This is a genomic window from Clostridium sp. AF29-8BH (assembly GCF_003478145.1).
Taxonomy (GTDB): domain Bacteria; phylum Bacillota; class Clostridia; order Lachnospirales; family Lachnospiraceae; genus Otoolea; species Otoolea fessa.
In genome coordinates this window covers 12977-32936 of sequence record NZ_QUEL01000030.1, presented here as the reverse complement: position 1 = coordinate 32936, position 19960 = coordinate 12977, and the positions used below count along the sequence as shown (strand labels likewise).

Sequence of the window (19960 nt, the reverse complement as noted above, 5' to 3'; positions counted from 1 at the left end):
GCAACGAAGTCCGGCAACGGGCTTCAAAAGACCTTGCAAACAATCTCAATCTGGCGATGGTTACTATTTATACTTTTCTTTTATTTTTCTGTTGTTTTGGTTGTTATAAGGGAGAAAAGCCCGGAAATAAGGGGTTTTCCCCGGCAACCGGCTCGGCAACGGGATAGCAACAGGGGGTGCAACGGGCGGTCATTTTCAGAATGGAAGCTCCATCTGTTCTGTGACCTCCACAAAACCATCCATCGTTTTTTCAGACGGGTTGCCGGAGTCCGTTGCCGGGTTTTCACGCTCCCAGCCCTTTTGTCTGCCATATTCGGAAAACATTCTTGGGTTCGGGAAATACCGCCAGCCGGAAATGCACTGGTTCATTATCTCGTTGATTTCCCGGATTTCCCATTGCTTCGGCTCGTCAAAGGCATGGTTCAAGGCTTCCTTGTAGAGCTGCTTGGAACAGACCATGCTCCCGGTGTACTTATCAAGATACGCCTGTATCATTCCGGCTTTGGTGTCCTCCGGCATAAAATCCCGCTGGTGTTCTTTGAGATACCGCTGCATGGCGGGGCTGAAAGCCAGCTTGAACCTGCCGCTTCGGTAAATCTCCATCGCTTCCGCCCACATCTGCCCGATATAGGCTCTGGAAGCGGATTCCTCCTCCAAAATGTGAACCTCGGCTTGCTCCGGGTACACCATGACGGGGATAAAGCGGCGGTTGCCGGAACGGTCAAGGGGCAGGAAGTCAAGGGCATTGGAAGTGCCGCCAAATACGCACTGACGGGGGCGGTCTGCCGGATGGGTTTCATAGGGTATCTTGTAAACCTCTTTCTGCCGGCTTAAAAATGACTTGATTTCCTCAATGCTCTTGGCGTTTGCGGTTGCCATCATTTCCGACATTTCAATAATCCAGTGACCTTGCAGCTTGCGGTACACATTGTCATCATCCAGCTTCCGCAAATCATCGGAGAACCACTCGTCCCGGACTGCCAGCAGACGGAAGAAGGTGGACTTGCCAGCCCCCTGACCGCCGACCAGACAGAGCATGATTTCAAACTTACACCCCGGCTGAAAGGCTCGTGAGATTGCACCCAGCAGGAACAGCTTCAACGCTTCATAGGTGTAATCATCTGCGTCAGCCCCCAGAAAGTGCCGCAGGCAGAAACGGATTCGTTCTGTCCCGTCCCACACAAGGGTACTTAAATAGTCCCGGATGGGATGGTACTTGTTTTCATTCGCCACAATCCCGATGGCGTTATCAATCTTTTTCTCATTGGTAAGCCCGTAGGTTTCTTCCAGATAAAGAAGCAGATACTTCATGTCCGTATCGTTCAGGGCGGTGCTTTCCCTGTGAAAACCGATGGGCTTTATGATGTCCTTGCGGTCGGTCAGGATGTTGTATGCGATAGCCCCGGAAAGCAGCGGGTCACGCTGGAATACGGTCAGGCAGTTCCGTATGCTCTGACGGACACCGCCTTTCTCGGTAGTTTCCAGTCCCGCCTTGATTTCCTCAATGCTCTGGGGCGGTTGCATGGCGTTCATGGTGTTTTTTAGTTCTCGCTGCGTCTGCGGCTGCAAGCTCTGCCATTCGCTGTTCAAGCTGTATCACATCCTTTCCGTAGTCCGTAATCAAAGCCGCTTTTTCCTCTGTTTCCCCGAACAGCAGCACATCCAGCAGATATTCCACTTGTGCTTGCTTCTGTAAGGCTTCCACAAACCGGGGATGAAAGGCTTCCTCCAGGGAGTGCGGGGCGTAGTCCGTTCTCCATGCCATAAGCAAGTGGAAATAATCGGCAAGAATACGGAAACAGCGGTTCTTTGCTTCCTGAAACTGTTCCTCCGGGGATTTCTGCCGGGGCTTGGGCTTTTTTGCCTTTCCCGGCGGTTTCCAGTCCTCATAGGAAAGCCCGAAGTCCTGTGCCAGTTGTACGGCGGCTTCTTTCTTTCCCAGCCCATACAGGGCGGCGGCAAAATCAATCACATCCCCATCCGCACCGCAGCCGAAGCAGTGGTAACGCCGATCCAGCTTCATGCTTGGGGTTTTATCGTGATGAAACGGGCAGCAAGCCATCCCGTTCCGCCCTGCATGGATTCCATAATGCTCCGCAGCCTGTCTTGTTGTGACGGACTGCTTCACAGCTTCAAATACATTCAAATCTATCCCTCCTTGAAAATAAGAAAAGCACCTGACATTCTCTGATTGAAAATGGCAAGTGCCTGTTAAAGTTCCATATCCTGTTGTTTGTGCTTCGTCTGTGCCGGGACAGTTCTTTGTGCTTTTTTCTCGTCAGCCTTATCCTGCAAGACTTCTTTGATAGGCTGTTTCTTGGGCGGCTCTTTGCTTTCTTCTGTGCCGGGGGTGGCTTTCCGTACCCAGTAGCGAATGTCCCGCAGCTTCTTCAAATCCTCCTGTACCTCGGTCAGCGGTGTTTTCAGGGCTGCAATTTCTTCCAGAAGCGTTTCCTGCTCCTCTTGCAGCTCCTTTTGGGTACTGTCCTTATCGTCCGGGTGCTTGGCAAGGTAGGAGGCGGCTTTCGCATACCGGGCAACCTCCGGGTGTTCCTGTTTGAATTTCTCCTTTGTTTTCTTGAAAAATATCTTCTGGTACTTCTCATAGACAGGCTTACATTCCTTGCAGTCTGTCCGGCTGGCAAGAATCCCGTCAATCACTTTGCTGCGGGCTTCCTTTGGCTTCATCTGATTGCGGTAATCTGCGGCTGATTTCCCGGAAGATTCCAGAAACGCTTCTAAGTCCTCCACAGTGGAAAGTCCCTTTTGCCGGAGATAGGACAGGGCTTCGCTGACTGCCTTTAAGTCCTGTGAAGTCCCCCGGTTCTGTCCAGCCCTCGTCCAGTCCTTCCGTTCTTCCTTTCGTATCTCCATGTACTTCATCAGCAGATTGGGAAGAAGTGTCGCTTCCTCCGCCGCTTTTTGTGCAAGCAGCTCTTTCCGTTTTTCTCCCAGCTCGGTAATCCAGCCTTTGAGGTTTTGGATAAGCTGCCGGATGGACTTCATCAGACTGTTGGCGGCTCTGATTTCCCGGTTCAGGTTTCCGATATTCGTCTGGATACCACGCTTTTCCATCTGCCGGACAGCAGCCCCCTCATGGACAGTGGGGACAATATCAAGCCCCTGTCTGGCATAGGAACGCAAGTCCACACGCTCCGGACGGTCATTGGCTTCCAGATAGCGGTTCTGGATGACCTCCCATTCATGCCGCCAGATTTCGCAATACTTCTGGTCGTTCCAATCCACCGTATCCTCCTTGTGGCTTTTCCATCTGCCGGACGGAAGTTTTATCCGTTCCCCGTTTTCGTCAAGGTCATAAACCTTGCGGCTCTTGGGAAGCCATTTTCCATGTTCGTCCATTGCCCTCATAGTGAGCATGATATGGGCGTGGGGATTGTGTCCCGGCGGATGGGGGTCATGGATTGCAAAATCAGCAATCATGCCTTTGGAAACAAACTGCTGCTCACAAAACTCCCGTACAAGGACAGCGTACTGGTCAGGCGGTATCTCTCTGGGGATGGTAAGCACCCACCGCCTTGCAAGCTGGGAGTTCCATTGCTTCTCCACCGCTTCGGCGGCGTTCCATAGGGTATTGCGGTCTGCATATTTCTGTGGGGCATTTGCCGGGAGCAGGATTTCATTGTGGACGATACCACGCTTTTCCGGATAGTGCTTCACTTGCTGGTCGTATTCACAGAACAGTTTTTCGCCACTCTGGTAAGCAGCGGCGGCAATCGCAGACTGCTGTTGGCTGCGCTGCACAATAGAAATTTCGTTGTGCGGACAGGGCATTTCGTGTCACTCCTTTCTGTGATTGGCGGATGGGGTGGCGTTTTGCCACCTCATTTTGGGCAGAAAAAAGCAGGCAACCTTTTTCAGATTTCCTGCTTGGTGTGCCGCTTTGTGGGCGGCGGGTATTTAGTTGTAAGAGTTTGGGGTTACTTTTTGACTTCCTTTGTGATTTCAGTTGTCTCTAACTGTACCCGATAAGTGCTTTCTTCTCCGTTCAAATTGGTTGTTTTCAATTCAAACCACAAATTATCAGTCAACTTATCAGCGTCACTATCTCTGAGAATGTCACCAGAAATTTGTCCAACATTTCCAGAAACATCTATTGTCTCACCTGTCTGATCATCAACACCATTAGAAAGCAGAGTTTCTTTTTCGCTTCCATTGATATAAATGGTCGTTGAGTATGTGGTAATATTAGCAAAATCGTCTGACATCACTTTCAAATCACCACCATAGCAAATTTCATCTTTGCCATCTAAAATAATTACACCATTCGACACAGAAATATATTCATTTTCTCCGCTAAATGAATATACCTTTAAGGACTGTTCTTCATTGCTTTCGGAGGAAGTGTTGCACCCTGCAAGCAGAACCGTACAAGCAAGCAACGATAGCATAACTGCCATTATCTTTTTCATAATATCACCATCCCATCAAATTTCAATTTTTCAGTTCTACAAGTTGGAAGTTGTCGCTATGAAATTTCTTTTTCATCATCTCTTGGTGATCGGACATAACATAACATTTCTTTTTCACAAGCACCAAATTTTGAGAAATTGAATTTCGCTTCTTTTAGTGTTATTCCATGATTAGAGTCGCTTGGTTCGTTATCAGAAGCAATAAACGGGTCATTCTCCCAAAAACAAACGGGGCAAATATACCCACAATCTTTATTTGCCGGAACATTATAGGTAAAATATCCGCAGCAAGGACATTGGTATTTTTTCATATAAACCTCCCGTTTAATCCTTGACCTCAAATTCCTGATTTATTGCTGACTTCATTATACTTTATTGCCTATCGAAAAGATAGCATATTTTATGAAACTTGTCGGCTGGGAACAGCTTGCAGCGCAAGGTGTCCCCAGATGGCAAGTCCACAAAAGGGTAGCTGGCGGCAGCCAGCGCAGGGGAAGCGTAGCGTCCCCTGTTTGATTTGGAGCAGACCATGACTGCGGAAAATCACAGCCCTCCGGCGAGGAGCCTTCGGAGAACGCAATGCACCAACTTCTGGGTGGTGTATAATTGCGCCCTTAGTAAACTAAGGGGTTTCCGGCTTCTCCCGTTCCAGCAGTTTTTTCAATAGTTCCTGCGTGTCCTGCCTGTGAAAAATGAGTTTCAACAACAGCATGACATCATCATCTGTCAGGCGTTCCGGCTCTTGCAGAAAACTTTCCAGCATACCGCCACGGGTACAGAGCCGGTGCGTTCGTTCCTTTCGGGTAAGCTGCTTTAACTGGTACTGCAATGCCTTTTCATCATTGATGGCTTTCCGCAGTTTCTTTTCGCTTTTCTCCAGCTCCCAGTTGAGTTTTTCCAGCTTTGAGGTCTCAGGCAAGGGCAGCGTCCTCCTTTCCCGGTATCAGCACATAAATCCGGTTTGGTTCTCCCACACCCTGACGCACCCGCATGATAAGCCCAGCGGTTTCCAGTTCATTCAGAGAACGCTTGACCGTCATGGAGCTGCGGGACAGGACTGCGGCAATGGCTGTGACAGGGAAGCAGACAAACAGGATTCCGTTTTCGTCCTCCTGCCCTTTGGATAGCATAGCGTCCAGCATCCGGCAGTACATGACCTTTGCGGTGCTGCTGACTGGAAATCCTGTCAACGCTATGGGAAATGGCATACACGGCGGCAATGGTGTGTCTATCGTCATAAATTCAAAATTCATTCGGTGTGTTCCTCCTTTTTCTTTGCTCGTTTGGATAAATAACGGGGGCAGTCAACCACAACCGCCCGGAAGCTCTGCCTGCACCCATGCTGGCATTTCCGGCATAATTCGTTGTAAGTGACACGCCCCCGGTCATTGAGGTAAAAGGAAAGCTCATGCTTCCTCTTTTTGCTCATTCTCGGCATATTGCGCTTCCTCCCGTTTTTGTGTATGGTTTCGGGGCGATTTTCGGCAAAATTACGGTCATAGAGCCGCTTAAAATCTCCCGAAGTATCAGTGATAGGGTAGACTATCCCCCTATCAGATTGTCGTGTTTCGGTATCATTTCGGTGTCAGTTCGCCAGTTCTCCCCGGTGTCGTTCCTCCCCTGAATCTCACAGCGGCGTATCGCTCCCTTTGGTATGCTCGTTTTGGTCAGGGTTCCTCCATATCCCTGCCAAAAGTCATGGCACTACATCACCGGGGAAGCATATCCCACACAGGCTGGTCATTCGATTGGAATAATCCATCGATGAACTACCTGTATCATAGAACATTTTTGTGCCCTGTGCCGTATGTCCACAAAGTAGGAATTCGGGGTAAAAATCAGAAATTTCCACGATTGCGGAATTGATATGGTATAATCAATTCAACGGTTATATATGTTGTCAAAAAGGGGGAGCTGCTTCAATGAACGGAGCTACTACAATACAGGAACGGCTAAAAGATTTACGATTAAACAAAGGATTAAAACTGGAAGAACTGGCAGAGCAAACAGGTATTTCAAAATCAGCTCTTGGAAGTTATGAAAAAGATGATTTTAAGGAAATCAACCATGGTAATCTTATCCTGCTGGCAGATTTTTATGGGGTGTCCCTCGATTATCTCTTTTGCCGGACAGAGAACATGGTGGAGATCAACACGCCATTAAGGGAGCTACATTTGAGCGATGAAATGGTGGCACTTCTGAAAAGCGGTCGGATTAACAACCGTCTGCTCTGCGAACTTGCCACCCATAAGGACTTTATCAAGTTTCTTGCGGACATTGAGATTTATGTGGATGGGATTGCCACCATGCAGATTCAGAACCTCAACGCCCTTGTCGATACCGTCCGGCATGAAATCATTGAACGGTATCGCCCCGGCGAAGATGACCCGCATTTGAAGGTGCTGCAAGCCGCACATATCAGTGATGATGAGTATTTCAGCCACATGGTACGGGATGACCTCAACCTCATTATCCGGGATATTCGGGAAGCCCACAAAAAGGACAGCGAGAGTGCGCCCCAGACCACCGTTGCCGATGAATTGAAAGAAAATCTGGAAGCAGTCGAAAAATTCAAGGGCAGTCGGGATGAAAAGCTGGTTGTCCTTTACTGTAAACAGCTCGGTATCAACTATAAAAATCTGTCAGACGAAGAATTTCGCTGGCTGATTCGGATTCTCAAAAAATCAAAGAAAATGGGAACGCCAATCAGCCAGAGGAAAAAACGGTAAAGAAAAACCGCTGTTGCATGGTTTGTTAGCTTCCATGTAGCAGCGGTTTGTGCTGTGGTTATTCAGTTAAATTTTCAGAATGACAAGCTGGAATTTTATTTATGCTTTCTCATATCTTTTTCTATTGACTTTTGATCCTACGCCCCACAAAAAAATAAATATACGCCCTATCTATTCTATACGAACATTCACCAAACTCATTGTAAGTCCTTCGCCTGTTTCAACACTATACCATTTTCCCTTTTCAAGCTTAATCGTTTCACTTGCTCCAGAGGTAATATAAGGAATAGCATAATTTACCCCAGTTTTTACATCAATAAAAATCACTTCTGTATCTTTCGGACTACTTACTTTTACAGTTCCTGTGATTGATTGTATCTGTTCATTGCCAGAGAGTGTAAATGTGTGTGCCTTTATATATTCTCTATAACTAATTCCTGCCACTAAAATTGCAAAAACAACCAAAATTCCAATAATAATCTTTGTTTTCTTTTTCATACTATCACCTACCAATCCCGATTTGTCATAATCATTCTATCACACCGTTATGAATAAATTATCTCACGCAAAATAATTTCTTCTGCCCGGTTGTGAATGTTATTGCAACGCTGCACCCATTCCATTTGATGGGTACGCTTTAATTCTTCGGTCACGCCCTCGGCAGCTTTCATCTGTTCCATGATGGTGTCTAACCGTTCCTGTGCCTGTTCGTTCAGGTCTGTAAGATATGTCCATAGCTCTCCGGTCAATATCAATGTGTTCAATCTGGCTGGGTGGACTTCTCTTAAATATTCCCGGTGTAGCCGTCCATACTTTCCAATGGGGCGGTGTTCTTCCGGCAGCTTCAAATCCGGGATGTAGTAATCCCCAACAAGGATATAATCAATTCCGTTTTCTGTTATTCTTGGTTTCAATTCGCTCATGTTCCTTACCTCCTGTGGAAGCAGGCTCGTCTGGTACTAACTCAATCACATCGGTAATCTCACAATTCAGCGTTTCGCAGATACGGGCTAATGTGTCCATGCTGATGTGCTTTCCCTCTTTGCTCATGTTGGCAATCATATTCGTTGTCATACCGGCGGCAAGCCTTAAATCTTCTTTTCTCATATCACGCTCTAACAGTGTGTGCCAGAGTGGTTTATAGCTGATGTGCATATTGTTTTCCTGCCTTTCTATCCATACCACCGGGGCGGCTGCCCCGGCAGGAACTTTTCTCTTATTATTATAGCACCAATCTTGTGAAATCACAATTTATTCTTGTAACCTGCCGCTGATACCGTCTGGATTGTGCTTTTCCTTTCTTTTTGTTCCCTTTAATTAGCCATGAACTGCTTGACTCCTTGGCTCTTGGAGCCCGGGTTATCCGAGCCGTAGCCCTCCAGCAGATTAACCACGCCCCACACGCCAAGGCCAGCGCCGAGCGCGATAACAAGGGTCTGTAAAGTGTCGATTGCAGATGAGAAAAATGCCATATAAGCCTCCATTTCTCCGGGATTTTCCCGGTAACAAAAAAGCCGCCCATACAGGCGGCAGGTTACAAACTTCGGGACACTTTGTCTCGAAGCGTTTATGCAAAGGCGTCTGGATCGTCGATGTCATCATAGTTGAGGATGTCCTCGTCCTCTTCCGTGAGTGCATCGTCCGGCACAGCCACCTCATACATCGTACACGCCTCGTTCAGACCGGGCCGCCTGCGGCGGTTAATGAGCCTGTCGAGGTCAAAAGCGTTTTTCTGTTTATCGGCCTCCGCCGTATAGCGGTAGTTCGGATGCCGTTTCAGATCATACTTGGGAGAGAAGAACGGGGGCAGGCCCCGAAGCTGCAAAATACATTTATCTCCCGGCATGGTTGCAAGTTCGGCTGGGGTCATCAGTTCCCGGCCCAGCCGCTGGGTATTTTGACTGTAGCTTTCCGACTGACCACGGGAGCGGCTGTCGGTCTGCATACTGATTGTGGCTTTTCCCAACCAGTTCTCGGAGATTTCCTTGATGGTGCTGGCTTCGCGGCCACCGAGGAACACCACGCTGTCCATGTTGCCGAGGATTGTCTCAGCGTGTTTATCGTAAATGGCCTTGCACTGTGCCAACTGTTGATACAGCAGGCAAAGACTCACCTCGCGGGAGCGGATAACCGCGACCAGCTTTTCGAGCTGGGGCACCTGTCCCGTGTTGGCTGCCTCGTCCCACAGCACCCGTACATGGTGCGGCAGGCGGCCACCGTGAACATTGTCCGCCCGTTCACACAGGAGGTTGAACATCTGCGAAAATGCAAGTGCCACTAAAAAGTTGTAGGTCTGTGTGGTATCGGAAATGATGAAGAATACCGCTGTTTTCCGATCTCCGATGCGGTCAAGCTCCAATTCGTCATAGGCCATGACTTCACGAAGCTGCGGGATGTCAAAGGGAGCCAGCCGCGCACCGCAGGAAATTAAAATGCTTTTTGCCGTCTTGCCGCTGGCCAATTTGTACTTTTTATACTGTTTGACCGCGAAGCAATCCGGCTTGCGCTTTTCAAGCCCGGCAAACATATAGTCCACCGCGTTCATAAAGTCCTCGTCATCCTCCTTGACCTCCATGCCGGAAATCATATCCACAAGGGTATTCATGTTCCGATCCTCGGCAGGCCCCTCGAAAATGATGTAGGCAATCAGGGCGCAGTATAAAAGCGTTTCCGATTTCGTCCAGAATGGATCGCCTTCCTTGCCTTCGCCCTTTGTGTTGGAAATCAGGGCATCCACGAATTTCAGAATATCGGCCTCGTTGCGGATATACGCCAGCGGGTTATAGTGCATGGATTTTGAAAAATCTATGCTGTTGAATACCTTGATTTTGTACCCGCGTTTTTGCAGGAAAGCTCCGACCTGTCCCAGCACACCGCCTTTGGGATCGACCACCACATAAGAGGAATGAGCCTGTAAAAGCTGGGGCGTGAGCCAAAAGCGGGTTTTGCCGGAGCCGGACGAGCCGATAATGCAGCAATTCAGGTTTCGGGCATTTGCGGGGATTTTCGGGCGGGTGTTCATCGTGAGAAACTCCGTCCCGGTCAAAATCACGTTGTTTTCAAACCTTGGATCAACAAACGGTTTGATGTCTTTTTCCGTTCCCCATGAAGCGTTTTGTCAAGTGCTTTTTTGAGTTATTGACGCAAATTATCGTGAAAGTGCGAAAGTGCAAAGTGCAAAGGGTCTGCGTTTTGCACTTTCAGCTTGCGGGTTCGGGTGGCTGCTTCTTCTTGATGAAGTTGTACCATTGACCGCCGACACGCCTTGCGCCTAAAATGCCGCCCATGTTGCGCTTGGCATTCTGTACCGTCCTTTCGGATATTCCGGCTTCGGCTGCGGCTTTTACAATGTCCTCACTGGCAAGCTCTTTCCCGTCTGCAAGCAGGTCAAGTATCAGCCTTTCGGCTTGCTCGGTCTTGGTGGCGGTGTTCCCGCCCGCGCCGGACAGCAGCTCGTCAGCGGTGATGTCGTATTCGCCTATCCACGAAAAGCCCGTTTCCGGGTCAAGGCAAAAGGCAACGGGCTTGCCCTCCGGCGCAAGGGAAGATTTGTCATGGACGATAACGCGCACATTCGGTTCTCGCTTCACGCGCCCGATCAGCAGGACGCTCCTTGCTGCGGCGCGGAAGTCGATAGAACCTAAGCCCCGGTATGCGCTCTGCCCTCCAGCAGCTTTGTTGAGATGTCCGATAAGGATAACGGCGCACCCGGTACGCTCGGCAACATCGGCAAGGCGGCGGAACATGGGGCGCACTTCGTTTGCCCGGTTCATGTCGGTTTTTTCGCCCATGTACGCCTGTATGGGGTCAAGGATAATCAGCCGCGCTCCGTTCTGCGTGATTGCCTTTTCTATGCGCTCGTCGGAGAAGGTAAGCTCCCGCTTGGCTTCATCAATCACAAGTACGCGGTCAAGGTCGGCTTCTGCTTCCATCAAGCGGGGCTTGACGGTATCGCCCAGCCCGTCCTCGGCGGTCTGGTAAATTACTTGGAACGGCGGCAAGGGCTTCATTCCCGGCAGCGTTCCCCCGGTGGTGCAGGCGGCGGCAAGGCGTAGGGCAAAAGTGGTCTTGCCCTCGCCGGGATTGCCCTGCACAATGGTTACTTTCCCAAAGGGAATATACGGCTCCCATAGCCATTCAACGGTCTGTGTGTCAACCTCGCTCATGCGGATAATCTCAACGGTTTCTTCCTGCGGCGGCTCTTTCAAGCCGTAGATTGCTTCCCGCAAATACTTCCCGTCTGTGATTTCTGCCCGGTGCTGCAATACCTCGTTCCAGTCCTTGAAAAGAGGGATAAGCCGGTGGACGGTCAACCCCTCCGGCACAAGCTCTGCAAGGCGGCTGCAAGCGTCGTTTCCGGCTTCGTCGCTATCAAGGCAGAGAAAAACGGTCTTGATGTTCGGACGGTCAGAGAGGAAACGCAGCAGGCTTTTTCTCCCACGCCGCCCAGTGCAAGGTAGCTTTGTTTCTGCCATTCCTTTTTGAACAGGCAGAGGAAAGATAACAGGTCAATCGGGGCTTCAAAGACAAATAACCGCTCGCCCGCGCCCCGATAGGAGAAATTAAAGGTTTTGTCGCTGCCTTTCACATCAAGCCGGAAGTTCCCGGCTGTGCCGCGCTGGTGGGCGTATCTCGGTATGCCGCTTTCATCTCTGCCGACGAATACGGCGTTGTGGTGGGCGGCTTCCTCGTAAATATCGCCGCTGGCAAAGAAAAAGCCCATCACATCTTCATCAATGCGGCGGGCTTCGGTAAGGTAGCTTTTCACTTGTCCGGCGGTATCGCTGCGGGGCGGCAATCGAAAATCAGAGAGGGGCGCGGGGCTTGGTCTGTCCGGCGCGGCTGCTCCCTGTTCCCCTGTGAGAAGTTCAACGGCTTCGGTGAAGCTCTTGCCGAAAAACTCCATGACAAAATCAACGGGGCCGCCGCCTTTGCTCTGGCTGTGGCGATACCATTTGTTTCCCCGGACGGTCAAGCTGTCGTGCCGTTTCCAGCGGTATTCCTGTCCGGCGTGGGTAAGCTGCTCGCCCTGTGATTGCAGGAAAGAAACAATGTCGGCTTGGTTGGCGCGGTCTATCTGTTCTTGGGTGTAATACATAAAAGTTCAACTCCTTTCAGCGGTCTATATCATGCCGCTTGGTGCGGCTCTGCGTCTGCTCCGGTTGGTCGGCGCGGAGTGCAATATCCACGCATTTGCGGATTTTTTGAAGCTCTGAAACATTGGTGCGGGTATCTTTCAGTTTGGTATAATCGCTGTCCCTCTGTGTTTTGAGGTCAGCATATTCCTGTTCCCATTCCGCAATAGGCAAGGTCTTTGTTCCTTTCGGCAGATTTGCATGGAGATAGCGGTTTGCTGCGTCCCATAGGGCAAGCTCGGCGCGGTGGGCTTCCTCGTACTTGTCGCGCTTGTTTGTCCAGCCGTTTTGCAGCTTTTTCAGCTCATCGTGAATGGGCTTGTACTCTGTATAGTTCTTCCCGTATTCAATTAGCTTTTGCAGCTTCTTCATGCGTTCCTCGGCGGTTTTCATTCCCTCCCGGATTGAATAGGCTCTATCGCTGACAGAGGAAAGGGAAGCGTCCAGTTCATCAAGATTAGAGATACCATGCTCGGAAAGATAGTTGACCGCTGCCGCTATGGTTTTCAGTTCATCGGCTGTGTGCTGTTGTTGCCAACGCTGCGAATACTTCCGGCTCTTTTCTCTCTGAACGCTCAAATACTTCATCAGCAGATTTGCAAGGTTGGGAGATTGCGACGGCTGCTTCGGGGCGGTTTCCCGCGCTTTGAACAGGTCGGCAATCCATTCTTTGAGCTTCCCAATCTGCGCCCGGATTTCCTGGATAAGGCGGTTTGTCTTTTGGATATTTCGGTTCAGTTCGCCTTTCTCGGTGGCGATACCTTTCTTCTCCATCTGGCAAGCCGCCACGCCCATGTGGACGGTGGGCAGCTCGTCAATTCCTCTCTCGGCGTTGCTGCGGTGGTCGATACGCTCCGGGCTTCCGTTCCTCTCCAAAAAGTCGTTGGTAAAGTCAGCCCATGCCTTGCGCCACAAGAGGGTGTTGTCCTTGTCGTTCCAGCCTGTAAGGTCAACTTTGTGGGTTTTGTATCTGCCACTTGGCAAGCGGATACGCTCGCCGTTCTCGTCAATGTCATATTCCTTTTTGGATTTCGCTGCCCATGCGCCGCGCTCGTCAAGGGGGCGCATGGTAAGCATAATATGACAATGGGGGTTGCCGCTGTCGGTGTCGTGAATGGCATAATCAACGCACATTCCTCTGGAAACAAATTGAGAGGAACAGTATTCCCGGACAAGCCGGATCTGTTCCTCTCTGGATAATTCTATGGGGAGCGCCGCGTCAATCTCTCTGGCAAGCTGGGCGTTCCCGGCTTTCTCGTAAAGCTCCACGCTGTTCCACAAGGTTGAACGGTCAGAGAAAGAGGGCGGGGCATGGGGCGGCAGCATGATTTCTGTATGGACAACACCGCCTTTGCGGGTGTAGTCGTGGGTCATTCCGTCCCACTCGTTTGTCAGCTTTTCGCCGCTTCGGTAGGCGGCTGCGGCAACGGCTGATTTGCCTTTTCCTCGGCTCACAATGCCGATGTTCCAATGGTAAATGGCTATGGGTATCACCTCCCGGATAGGATAATAAAACCCGCAAAAATGGTACAGACGCCAACGGCGGGTGTACTGTTTTTGTGGGTGTGCAGGGATAGCCGCGAAGCGGCGCAAGGGGTGCAGCCCCTTGTTGCGGCAAAGCCGCCATATCGGAGCGCGGGATAAAATCCCTGTGCGGAGACAAGCCCTCGGCAGAGCGCACACGCCCGTAAGGGTGTATAAGTGCGCCCTTAGTTCCTAAGGGATTTTCAGCTTGTCGCTCCCTCTGCTCGTTTTTTCAGATATTCCCGCGCTGGTTCACTCGTCAAGGCAAGCCGGAGAAGCGCGGCGGCTTCCTCGTCAGTCATGTTCTTTGCTTCCGGCACAATGCTTTCAAAGACTGCGCCCCGGACGATAAGGCGGTGGCTGCGCGTTCTGCGTTCTTCTTTGGATAGCTTCTGACGCAACATCTTTTCCCGGTTCTCAAACTGCCGGATTTTCTTCTTTCCGTCCTCAATCTCGGCTTGCAGCTCCTCACGGGTTTTCTCTCTCGGTTTTGTCATAGTTGGTCGCTCCTTTCTGCCTGTCGGCGTAGAAAAAGGACAGTCGATTTCTCGGCTGCCCTTTTGGATGGGTATTAAGTTTTATTGTGTGCTGTTTTATCTTACCCTTATTGTTTTGACACTTTACTTAAACGGGATATTTCATCATCATTATTCAATAATCGTGTTGATAGCAGACTGTACCGCTTTATATCTCCCCTCATTTGAGTGTGCCGCTAAACAGGTAATTAAATATGCTTTTCCATCTTTTTCATACAGAACAACAATGTTATAGGAAGATGCCATTGTTCCTGTTTTCATTCCTTTAACATTTGCATTATAGTACGGTGAATTTTCATCTAAAAATTCATTTGTATTTTTCCATGTAAATTCACCTTGCGGAGTTTGAATTGAAAATTCGCTTTTTCCAATACATTCTTTAACAAAATCGTAGTTAAGGAGCTTCAACGCTACGCGGTTAATGTCATCTAAATGAGAGTCAGCTTGCATAGACGCGCCACTTGGGTCATTATATAAATTTGTTTTGGAATAGCCTGCTTCGATTAAATACTCACTAAGTTCTGTCATGAAATAATCTATATATCCGTTGCTGTATAACCTTCGCCTAATTCGTTTTTAGCGATATGATATGCCAACGCATAGGCTGCGTCATTTCCGGAAGGAACAAGCATAGCCTCCATGATTTGTTTAACTGTGTATTCCCCAGCATACAGATTTGCTAAAGATGAACCCGCCGGAACAAGTTCTAATACCTCTTGATTTACTTCAACAATATCTTCCAAATCTACTTTTCCCAAAGCATAATCAATGGCAAATAGTTTTGCCAAACTTGCTACTGTGGGAAGTTGGCTATCGCCCTCGTAAAATAAATATTCCTCCTGTTCAATATCATAAACAGAAAATGAAAGAGCGTCCTGCGGAATGTTAAGCTCGTTCGTACTTAGTTGAAAATCAATTTTTTTATAGATGTCCTTTAAGAAATCAAAACGATAAATCCCTGTTTTGTGTAGCCCAATTACTGCAACAAATGCTATAAACAACACTGTTACAAAAGCTATTATCTTTTTACATTTTCTATGCTTCTTCATATTTTTTCTCCCACGAATTTATATCTGCCATTCTGTGCCTTTGAGAAAAGTATAGCACAAGAATATGAACAAATCCACATTATTTCAACAAGTTTGTAGTGCTGTTTTCTCTGGCATATCGCCGCGTTGCTTCCCGTCGTTCCTCGCTGTATGGGGCGGTCAGACGGAAAGAGAAGCGCCCCTTGCGGATTTCAAACTCCATGCAGCCCGTTTCGGGGTCTGCGTCGGTCTGGCGGCACTGGTCGGGGTGCTGTCTGGCGTAGGCGGCAAGCCGTTTCTTCAAGTCGGTGTTGTGGGTGCGGATATGGATTAGCGGGTCTTTCTCGTCAAACCAAATATCGGTGGTCTTTTCCTGCTTCGTAAGCCCTGTTCTCATAAACTCTCCTTTCTGCGCCCCTGTTACGCAGTAGGGGCATTTTTCGGGTGTTTTTCCCGGCTCTTGACTTGGGGAAAATGAGGATTTTCAAATAGAAATCGCCCGGACAGGGAATGGTTCGTCGGGGCGGCTGTTATCGCAAGATTTCTGTTTTTTCCGGCTCTTGACCGTCAGACGCGGATAAACGCGAACTGTCGGCAAGCACCAGTTTGAGCAGCTTGTCGCGGAATGTTTCTGTGCTGCTGTGATTGAAAAATAACTCCGCAACAATGGTCTGCCCGTTCCTCTGGGTCGTGATGATACTGTCGGGGGTCTGTTCTGCCATAGGCGGCTCCTTTCTTTGGGCGTAAAAGAGGGATTTCCCATAACTCGGAAAATCCCTCTTGGTTGACGGTTATTCTGTTTTACTGTGTGGGCTGTGCGGCGGCTGCCTGCGCCTTTCTCCTTGCCCGGTATTCCCGCGCTTTCATGCGGTCATACTCCCGCTGCTTTTCAAGGTTTCGCGCCCGGTACTCCCTTGAATACTGCCGGTGGTATGCGCGGCTCTTTTCCTTTTTGGCTTCTTCGATTTCCTCCCGCATTTGCCGGATTTCCTGCTCGGTCGGTTCCGCAAGCTGTGTCACTTCATTCTCAAACTTGCCGATATAATTGAAATATATGCTGATGTGCTGGATTGCGTATCTCGCCCTTTTCTGGTCGCGCTCATGCACTTCAATCCGGCTGATAAACTCGTTGAGAATGGCGGGGGTAAGTTCGGTAAAGGCAGCATGGCGTTCCGTCAGCTTCAAAAACTTCTGCGCCCGTCCTCCCGCGTTCTCATAAGCGGACAGCTGCTCTTGGAGCGTGGCAAGCTCCGCTTTCAGCGCATAGTATTCTTCCGAATACTTCTGCGACATCTGCTCATAACGGTCTTGTGGGATCGTGCCGAGGGCGTTGTCCTCATAGAGCTTATTCAGCACCTTGTCAATCTGTTCAAGGCGCGTCGTGATTTGCGGAATACGCTTCTGCTGTTTCTTGGTCTGGTCGGTCTGCTGCATGACAAGGTTCTTTTTCACTAAGGCTTCAAACTCCGCCCGGTTGCTGATAGAATAGTCCTCGATTTTCTTCAGCACTTCCGCGATGGTCTGCATGAGCAAGTCCGCGTCCATGATGTGCGGGGAATGGCATTTGGGGTTCTTGGCTTTCCCCTTGTGGTACTCGCTGCAATAGGCAACGTGCCGCTTGCCGCCGTTTCGGTAATCTATGCGAATGTGCATTTTTGAACCGCAGTCTTTACAGAAAATCAAGCCGGACAGAGGGTGGATTTCCCCGTCCCCGTTGGGGCGTTTGACAGGCGCGTTTTCCAAAATCCGCTGTACGGTTTCAAAATCGCTGCGGCTGATAATCGGCTCATGCACATTTTCTGTGATGTGCCATTGGCTTCTGTCTACATAGTGGTTGTGCTTGTCCCGGAAATGCTTTGTGGTCTTGAAATTGACAACATCGCCGCAATACTCCTGCCGTGTGAGGATATTGGTCAAGGTGGCTTTGTTCCACTTGCAGCGGCTATCCTCGTTGAGCGTCTTATTTTTACAGGTTCCCCGCCCCCGGTCTTTCATATAGAAAGTGGGGGTAGGGATTTGCTCGTTTTTCAGATGCACGGCGATTTGGTTGCGGTTCTTCCCGCCGATAAACAGACGGAAAATCAAACGGACAACCGCGGCGGCTTCCTCGTCGATTATCCAAAAATCCTTGTTGTCCGGGTCTTTGACATAGCCGTAAGGGGCTTCGGTGACAATCGGCTTTCCACTCATGCCTTTGGTCTTAATGCCCGTTTTCACTTTCTTGCTGATGTCCTTTGCGTACCACTCCGACATGATATTGATAAAGGGCGCAAACTCCAGCGTGTCGGGCTTCTCGCTGTCTATGCCGTTGTTGACCGCGATAAAGCGCACGTTGTTCCGTCTGAATATCTCCATCGCGTTGCCAACTTGGAGATAGTCGCGCCCCCAACGGGTAAGGTCTTTCATAATGCAGACACCGATTTTCCCGTTTTCCACATCGTCCATCATGCGGGAGTAGGCGGAACGGTCAAAAAACCTGCCGCTTTCGTCATCGTCGATGTAGTGCCGGATATTGGTTAGGTGCTGCCCTCTGGCATAGTTCTCCAAAAATATTTTTTGGTTCTGTATGCTGTTGCTCTCGCCGCCGTCCCTGTCCTCGTCGCCCACGGAAAGGCGGGAGTAAAGGGCTGTAATTTTGCTATAATCAGTCATGTGCATAACCTCCTGTGCGTCCATGTATGTGTCATTTACACTTAAAATTATGCACTCCACCGGGCGCTGCCGTATTCTGCATCCCGCCGAAACTTCTTAGCGTTCTTGCTTTTGAAATAGATCAGTAGCCGGAAACCAACTGCGCCTACAATACCAACAAGCCAATCCAGTGGGACAAGACCGGGTGCAAAGTCAGCAAAGGCCGGGCCAATCGTCTGGCCCAGTCCGATGAGCTTATGTGCAAAATCGTTACCCGCTGCCAGCCGGTAGGCCGTTCCCAGCTTGAGGAACGCCCACAGGATGAACAGATAGGGAATGTTCGGAATGAGATATTTTCTGATCTTATCTGTCCTCATGGGCCACCTCCTTTGCACGTTCTTTCTGCTTCGGCTTTTCTTTGGAAAGCTGATCTACCGCCTGTTGCAGTTGTTCCCGGATGGGAACACGGTTCGATTTTGCTTTGCTTAACACCTTCCGGGAATACTCAGAAAAGCAGGCGGTCATTGCGTCTGCCTGTCCAGCCTTGAAAAACAGCAGGTATTTGTCCGGCCCGGTTTTATAGAACGCATAGTCTACATTCCATTTCCGGGCCACGCGGTCAAAGGACTTGGCATCCCCGGATAGCTCAATGCTGTTTGTGGCTGTACCGTGGGCCATGAGCTTTCGCACACTTTGTTTTCCATGCGGTACTTGCCGCCCACGGTATGCTTTGCGGATCTTCCGGCCCACCATGCCCAGCACATACGCCAGTCCCCGCACCGTCAGCTTGGTTGTTTTTACGGATATGGCTATCGTGCGCCGGGAAATATCTTCATCAATCAGTTACACCGCCTCCTTCCTTGGGACAATTTGTCTCGAAGTGCCATCACCGATCCCCACGGTCTTTTTTCTGCATTTGACGGTAGCCCTCCAAAGAAGAACCGTCTATGATTTCCTGATAAGCGGCCATTTGCTCCCGGATAGAGAGCTTCGGGAAAGAGAATACCTTATGCTCCTTGGGAATATCCTGCAAGCCGTGATACACTTCCACGAAATGATCGCTTTCTTTGATAACATAGCCGCCCGGGGCAAAATGGCCGTTTTCGTGGATGCAGGCATCCCGGCCATACGCCTCATAATCGAAATACGGTTTTACCTGATCCGGCACATCCAACATTTCCAGATCGTCCACATAAATACGCCCCAGCGTTTCCTCATCGGATACGCCGGGGTAAAAGCCGTAACAGTCCAGATTTTGTGTCAGATTGATGATGTCCCGCACCGAAGAACAGTGATCGCCGCTGTCGAGGACGGCCTCCAGTGTTTCCAGCTCCGATGAGGTAAGCTCGGAAAGCAGGCAGGCCAGATGATTAAGCTCGTCCAGATTTTCATACTCGCTCAAATGGTCATAGAGCCCCAGCACATCCCCATCGAAAGAGGTAATAAAAATTTCCTGATAGCGGACGCCATCCACGCCGATCCGTTTCAAAAGAGCCTCCACCTCCTGGGCGGTTGTGGGAAATTTCAGTGTTTCACCCACAAGCTGGCCCTCGCTGTACTTTCCGGCGTTGGTAACGTAGGCTTCAAACAGGGTTGCCATTAGCGGCGGCCCTGTCCCTTGACGGTCAGGATGCCCTCAAGGGTTGTTGCCGTAATTCCCAGCCGCTGGGCCACGGCAATATCATTTTTCATGGCTTCGGTCATACTGTGCCCGCAAACAACCAGCACATGAGAACGGCGGAGCAGGTCACGGCTCATGTCGATGCCGCTTTTATGCTCCTCGGGAACAGCATCATTGAGAAACAGGGGCAAGTACAAAGGCGGACAAATAGGAGAAAAGCCTGCCTCATACACGGTGCGGCAATACTGCGCCGCCAGTTCTGCGTTTTCGCTATCGCCGCCAAGCCATGCAGCGGTGATATAAGCAAGGGGTCGTTTCATCGTTCA

Annotated in this window: 24 protein-coding genes and 3 pseudogenes; 2 read left to right on the top strand and 25 right to left on the bottom strand. The window is 49.8% G+C overall.

What is annotated here, in order from left to right; translation table 11 throughout:
* Window positions 1-167, top strand: a 167-nt coding sequence (locus tag DWZ16_RS17030; protein WP_118523057.1) for a tweety protein, incomplete at its 5' end; no start/stop codon positions are given.
* A 28-nt stretch (window positions 168-195) separates the two neighbouring features.
* On the opposite strand, the gene DWZ16_RS13910 is transcribed toward DWZ16_RS17030, so the two are convergent.
* From DWZ16_RS13910 to DWZ16_RS13875, 8 genes are all read right to left on the bottom strand, one after another.
* Window positions 196-1533, bottom strand: coding sequence for a virulence-associated E family protein (locus DWZ16_RS13910; RefSeq protein ID WP_002304366.1), 1338 nt, complete (start codon window positions 1531-1533; stop codon window positions 196-198).
* Window positions 1502-2146 carry a CHC2 zinc finger domain-containing protein gene (locus DWZ16_RS13905; RefSeq protein ID WP_002304364.1) on the bottom strand — a complete coding sequence of 215 codons (645 nt, stop codon included), beginning with the start codon at window positions 2144-2146 and terminating at the stop codon, window positions 1502-1504. The genes DWZ16_RS13910 and DWZ16_RS13905 overlap by 32 nt, the downstream gene beginning before the upstream one ends.
* Window positions 2147-2211: 65 nt before the next feature.
* On the bottom strand, window positions 2212-3792 hold the full coding sequence (gene mobQ / locus DWZ16_RS13900; protein ID WP_002304361.1) for a MobQ family relaxase: 1581 nt from the start codon (window positions 3790-3792) through the stop codon (window positions 2212-2214).
* 146 nt (window positions 3793-3938) lie between these two features.
* Window positions 3939-4430 (bottom strand): hypothetical protein, encoded by a 492-nt coding sequence (locus tag DWZ16_RS13895; RefSeq protein ID WP_002304359.1) that lies wholly within the window; start codon window positions 4428-4430, stop codon window positions 3939-3941.
* 56 nt (window positions 4431-4486) lie between these two features.
* Entirely contained in the window at window positions 4487-4741 is a 255-nt protein-coding gene (locus DWZ16_RS13890) for a CPCC family cysteine-rich protein (protein ID WP_002304358.1), read from the bottom strand.
* Window positions 4742-5052: 311 nt separating this feature from the next.
* Entirely contained in the window at window positions 5053-5349 is a 297-nt protein-coding gene (locus DWZ16_RS13885; RefSeq protein ID WP_002592121.1) for a DUF3847 domain-containing protein, read from the bottom strand.
* Entirely contained in the window at window positions 5342-5683 is a 342-nt protein-coding gene (locus tag DWZ16_RS13880) for a DeoR family transcriptional regulator (RefSeq protein WP_002592122.1), read from the bottom strand. Before DWZ16_RS13880 ends, DWZ16_RS13885 begins: the two co-directional genes overlap by 8 nt.
* Window positions 5680-5868: a hypothetical protein gene (locus DWZ16_RS13875; RefSeq protein WP_002592123.1), complete on the bottom strand. Its 189-nt coding sequence runs from the start codon at window positions 5866-5868 to the stop codon at window positions 5680-5682. The genes DWZ16_RS13880 and DWZ16_RS13875 overlap by 4 nt, the downstream gene beginning before the upstream one ends.
* 484 nt (window positions 5869-6352) lie before the next feature.
* On the opposite strand from DWZ16_RS13875, the gene DWZ16_RS13870 reads away from it, so the two are divergent.
* A complete protein-coding gene (locus DWZ16_RS13870; RefSeq protein WP_118523056.1) occupies window positions 6353-7159 on the top strand; it encodes a helix-turn-helix domain-containing protein in 807 nt (268 codons plus the stop codon).
* Between the two features lie 171 nt (window positions 7160-7330).
* Here DWZ16_RS13870 and DWZ16_RS13865 read toward each other — a convergent pair whose 3' ends face one another.
* The 17 genes and pseudogenes from DWZ16_RS13865 to DWZ16_RS13790 all read right to left on the bottom strand — a co-directional run bounded on the left by DWZ16_RS13865 (window position 7331) and on the right by DWZ16_RS13790 (window position 19954).
* Window positions 7331-7657 (bottom strand): hypothetical protein, encoded by a 327-nt coding sequence (locus tag DWZ16_RS13865; protein WP_002592125.1) that lies wholly within the window; start codon window positions 7655-7657, stop codon window positions 7331-7333.
* A gap of 47 nt (window positions 7658-7704) precedes the next feature.
* Window positions 7705-8082, bottom strand: coding sequence for a TnpV protein (locus DWZ16_RS13860; RefSeq protein WP_002592126.1), 378 nt, complete (start codon window positions 8080-8082; stop codon window positions 7705-7707).
* A complete protein-coding gene (locus DWZ16_RS13855) occupies window positions 8042-8314 on the bottom strand; it encodes a helix-turn-helix domain-containing protein (RefSeq protein ID WP_002592127.1) in 273 nt (90 codons plus the stop codon). The genes DWZ16_RS13860 and DWZ16_RS13855 overlap by 41 nt, the downstream gene beginning before the upstream one ends.
* A 158-nt stretch (window positions 8315-8472) precedes the next feature.
* Window positions 8473-8631, bottom strand: a complete 159-nt coding sequence (locus DWZ16_RS13850; RefSeq protein WP_118523055.1) for a Maff2 family mobile element protein — start codon at window positions 8629-8631, stop codon at window positions 8473-8475.
* 95 nt (window positions 8632-8726) lie between these two features.
* A pseudogene (locus DWZ16_RS13845) lies at window positions 8727-10274 on the bottom strand (type IV secretory system conjugative DNA transfer family protein); the annotation flags it as partial.
* An 85-nt stretch (window positions 10275-10359) separates the two neighbouring features.
* Window positions 10360-12257 (bottom strand): annotated as a pseudogene (locus tag DWZ16_RS13840) (AAA family ATPase).
* 16 nt (window positions 12258-12273) lie between these two features.
* The gene (gene mobQ, locus DWZ16_RS13835; RefSeq protein ID WP_117579807.1) at window positions 12274-13788 is read right to left on the bottom strand and encodes a MobQ family relaxase; all 1515 of its coding nucleotides are present in this window, start codon (window positions 13786-13788) and stop codon (window positions 12274-12276) included.
* 233 nt (window positions 13789-14021) lie between these two features.
* Window positions 14022-14315, bottom strand: a complete 294-nt coding sequence (locus DWZ16_RS13830; protein WP_008982219.1) for a DUF3847 domain-containing protein — start codon at window positions 14313-14315, stop codon at window positions 14022-14024.
* 150 nt (window positions 14316-14465) lie between these two features.
* Complete coding sequence (locus tag DWZ16_RS15695; RefSeq protein WP_207663874.1) at window positions 14466-14882, bottom strand: hypothetical protein; 417 nt, start codon at window positions 14880-14882, stop codon at window positions 14466-14468.
* A gap of 8 nt (window positions 14883-14890) precedes the next feature.
* Complete coding sequence (locus DWZ16_RS15690) at window positions 14891-15403, bottom strand: serine hydrolase (RefSeq protein ID WP_207663873.1); 513 nt, start codon at window positions 15401-15403, stop codon at window positions 14891-14893.
* A 79-nt stretch (window positions 15404-15482) separates the two neighbouring features.
* Window positions 15483-15779 carry a hypothetical protein gene (locus DWZ16_RS13820; protein WP_008982217.1) on the bottom strand — a complete coding sequence of 99 codons (297 nt, stop codon included), beginning with the start codon at window positions 15777-15779 and terminating at the stop codon, window positions 15483-15485.
* A 133-nt stretch (window positions 15780-15912) separates the two neighbouring features.
* Window positions 15913-16104 carry a transposon-encoded TnpW family protein gene (locus tag DWZ16_RS13815; RefSeq protein ID WP_006060444.1) on the bottom strand — a complete coding sequence of 64 codons (192 nt, stop codon included), beginning with the start codon at window positions 16102-16104 and terminating at the stop codon, window positions 15913-15915.
* A 79-nt stretch (window positions 16105-16183) separates the two neighbouring features.
* Window positions 16184-18058 carry a recombinase family protein gene (locus tag DWZ16_RS13810; protein WP_118523054.1) on the bottom strand — a complete coding sequence of 625 codons (1875 nt, stop codon included), beginning with the start codon at window positions 18056-18058 and terminating at the stop codon, window positions 16184-16186.
* A 32-nt stretch (window positions 18059-18090) separates the two neighbouring features.
* Window positions 18091-18390 (bottom strand): annotated as a pseudogene (locus tag DWZ16_RS13805) (type IV secretory system conjugative DNA transfer family protein); the annotation flags it as partial.
* Entirely contained in the window at window positions 18377-18775 is a 399-nt protein-coding gene (locus DWZ16_RS13800) for a PcfB family protein (protein WP_113621226.1), read from the bottom strand. The pseudogene DWZ16_RS13805 and the gene DWZ16_RS13800, both read right to left, overlap by 14 nt.
* Window positions 18776-18899: 124 nt before the next feature.
* On the bottom strand, window positions 18900-19613 hold the full coding sequence (locus tag DWZ16_RS13795) for an antirestriction protein ArdA (RefSeq protein WP_118523052.1): 714 nt from the start codon (window positions 19611-19613) through the stop codon (window positions 18900-18902).
* Window positions 19613-19954: a hypothetical protein gene (locus tag DWZ16_RS13790; protein ID WP_003020223.1), complete on the bottom strand. Its 342-nt coding sequence runs from the start codon at window positions 19952-19954 to the stop codon at window positions 19613-19615. Before DWZ16_RS13790 ends, DWZ16_RS13795 begins: the two co-directional genes overlap by 1 nt.
* Between the last annotated feature and the right edge of the window lie 6 nt (window positions 19955-19960).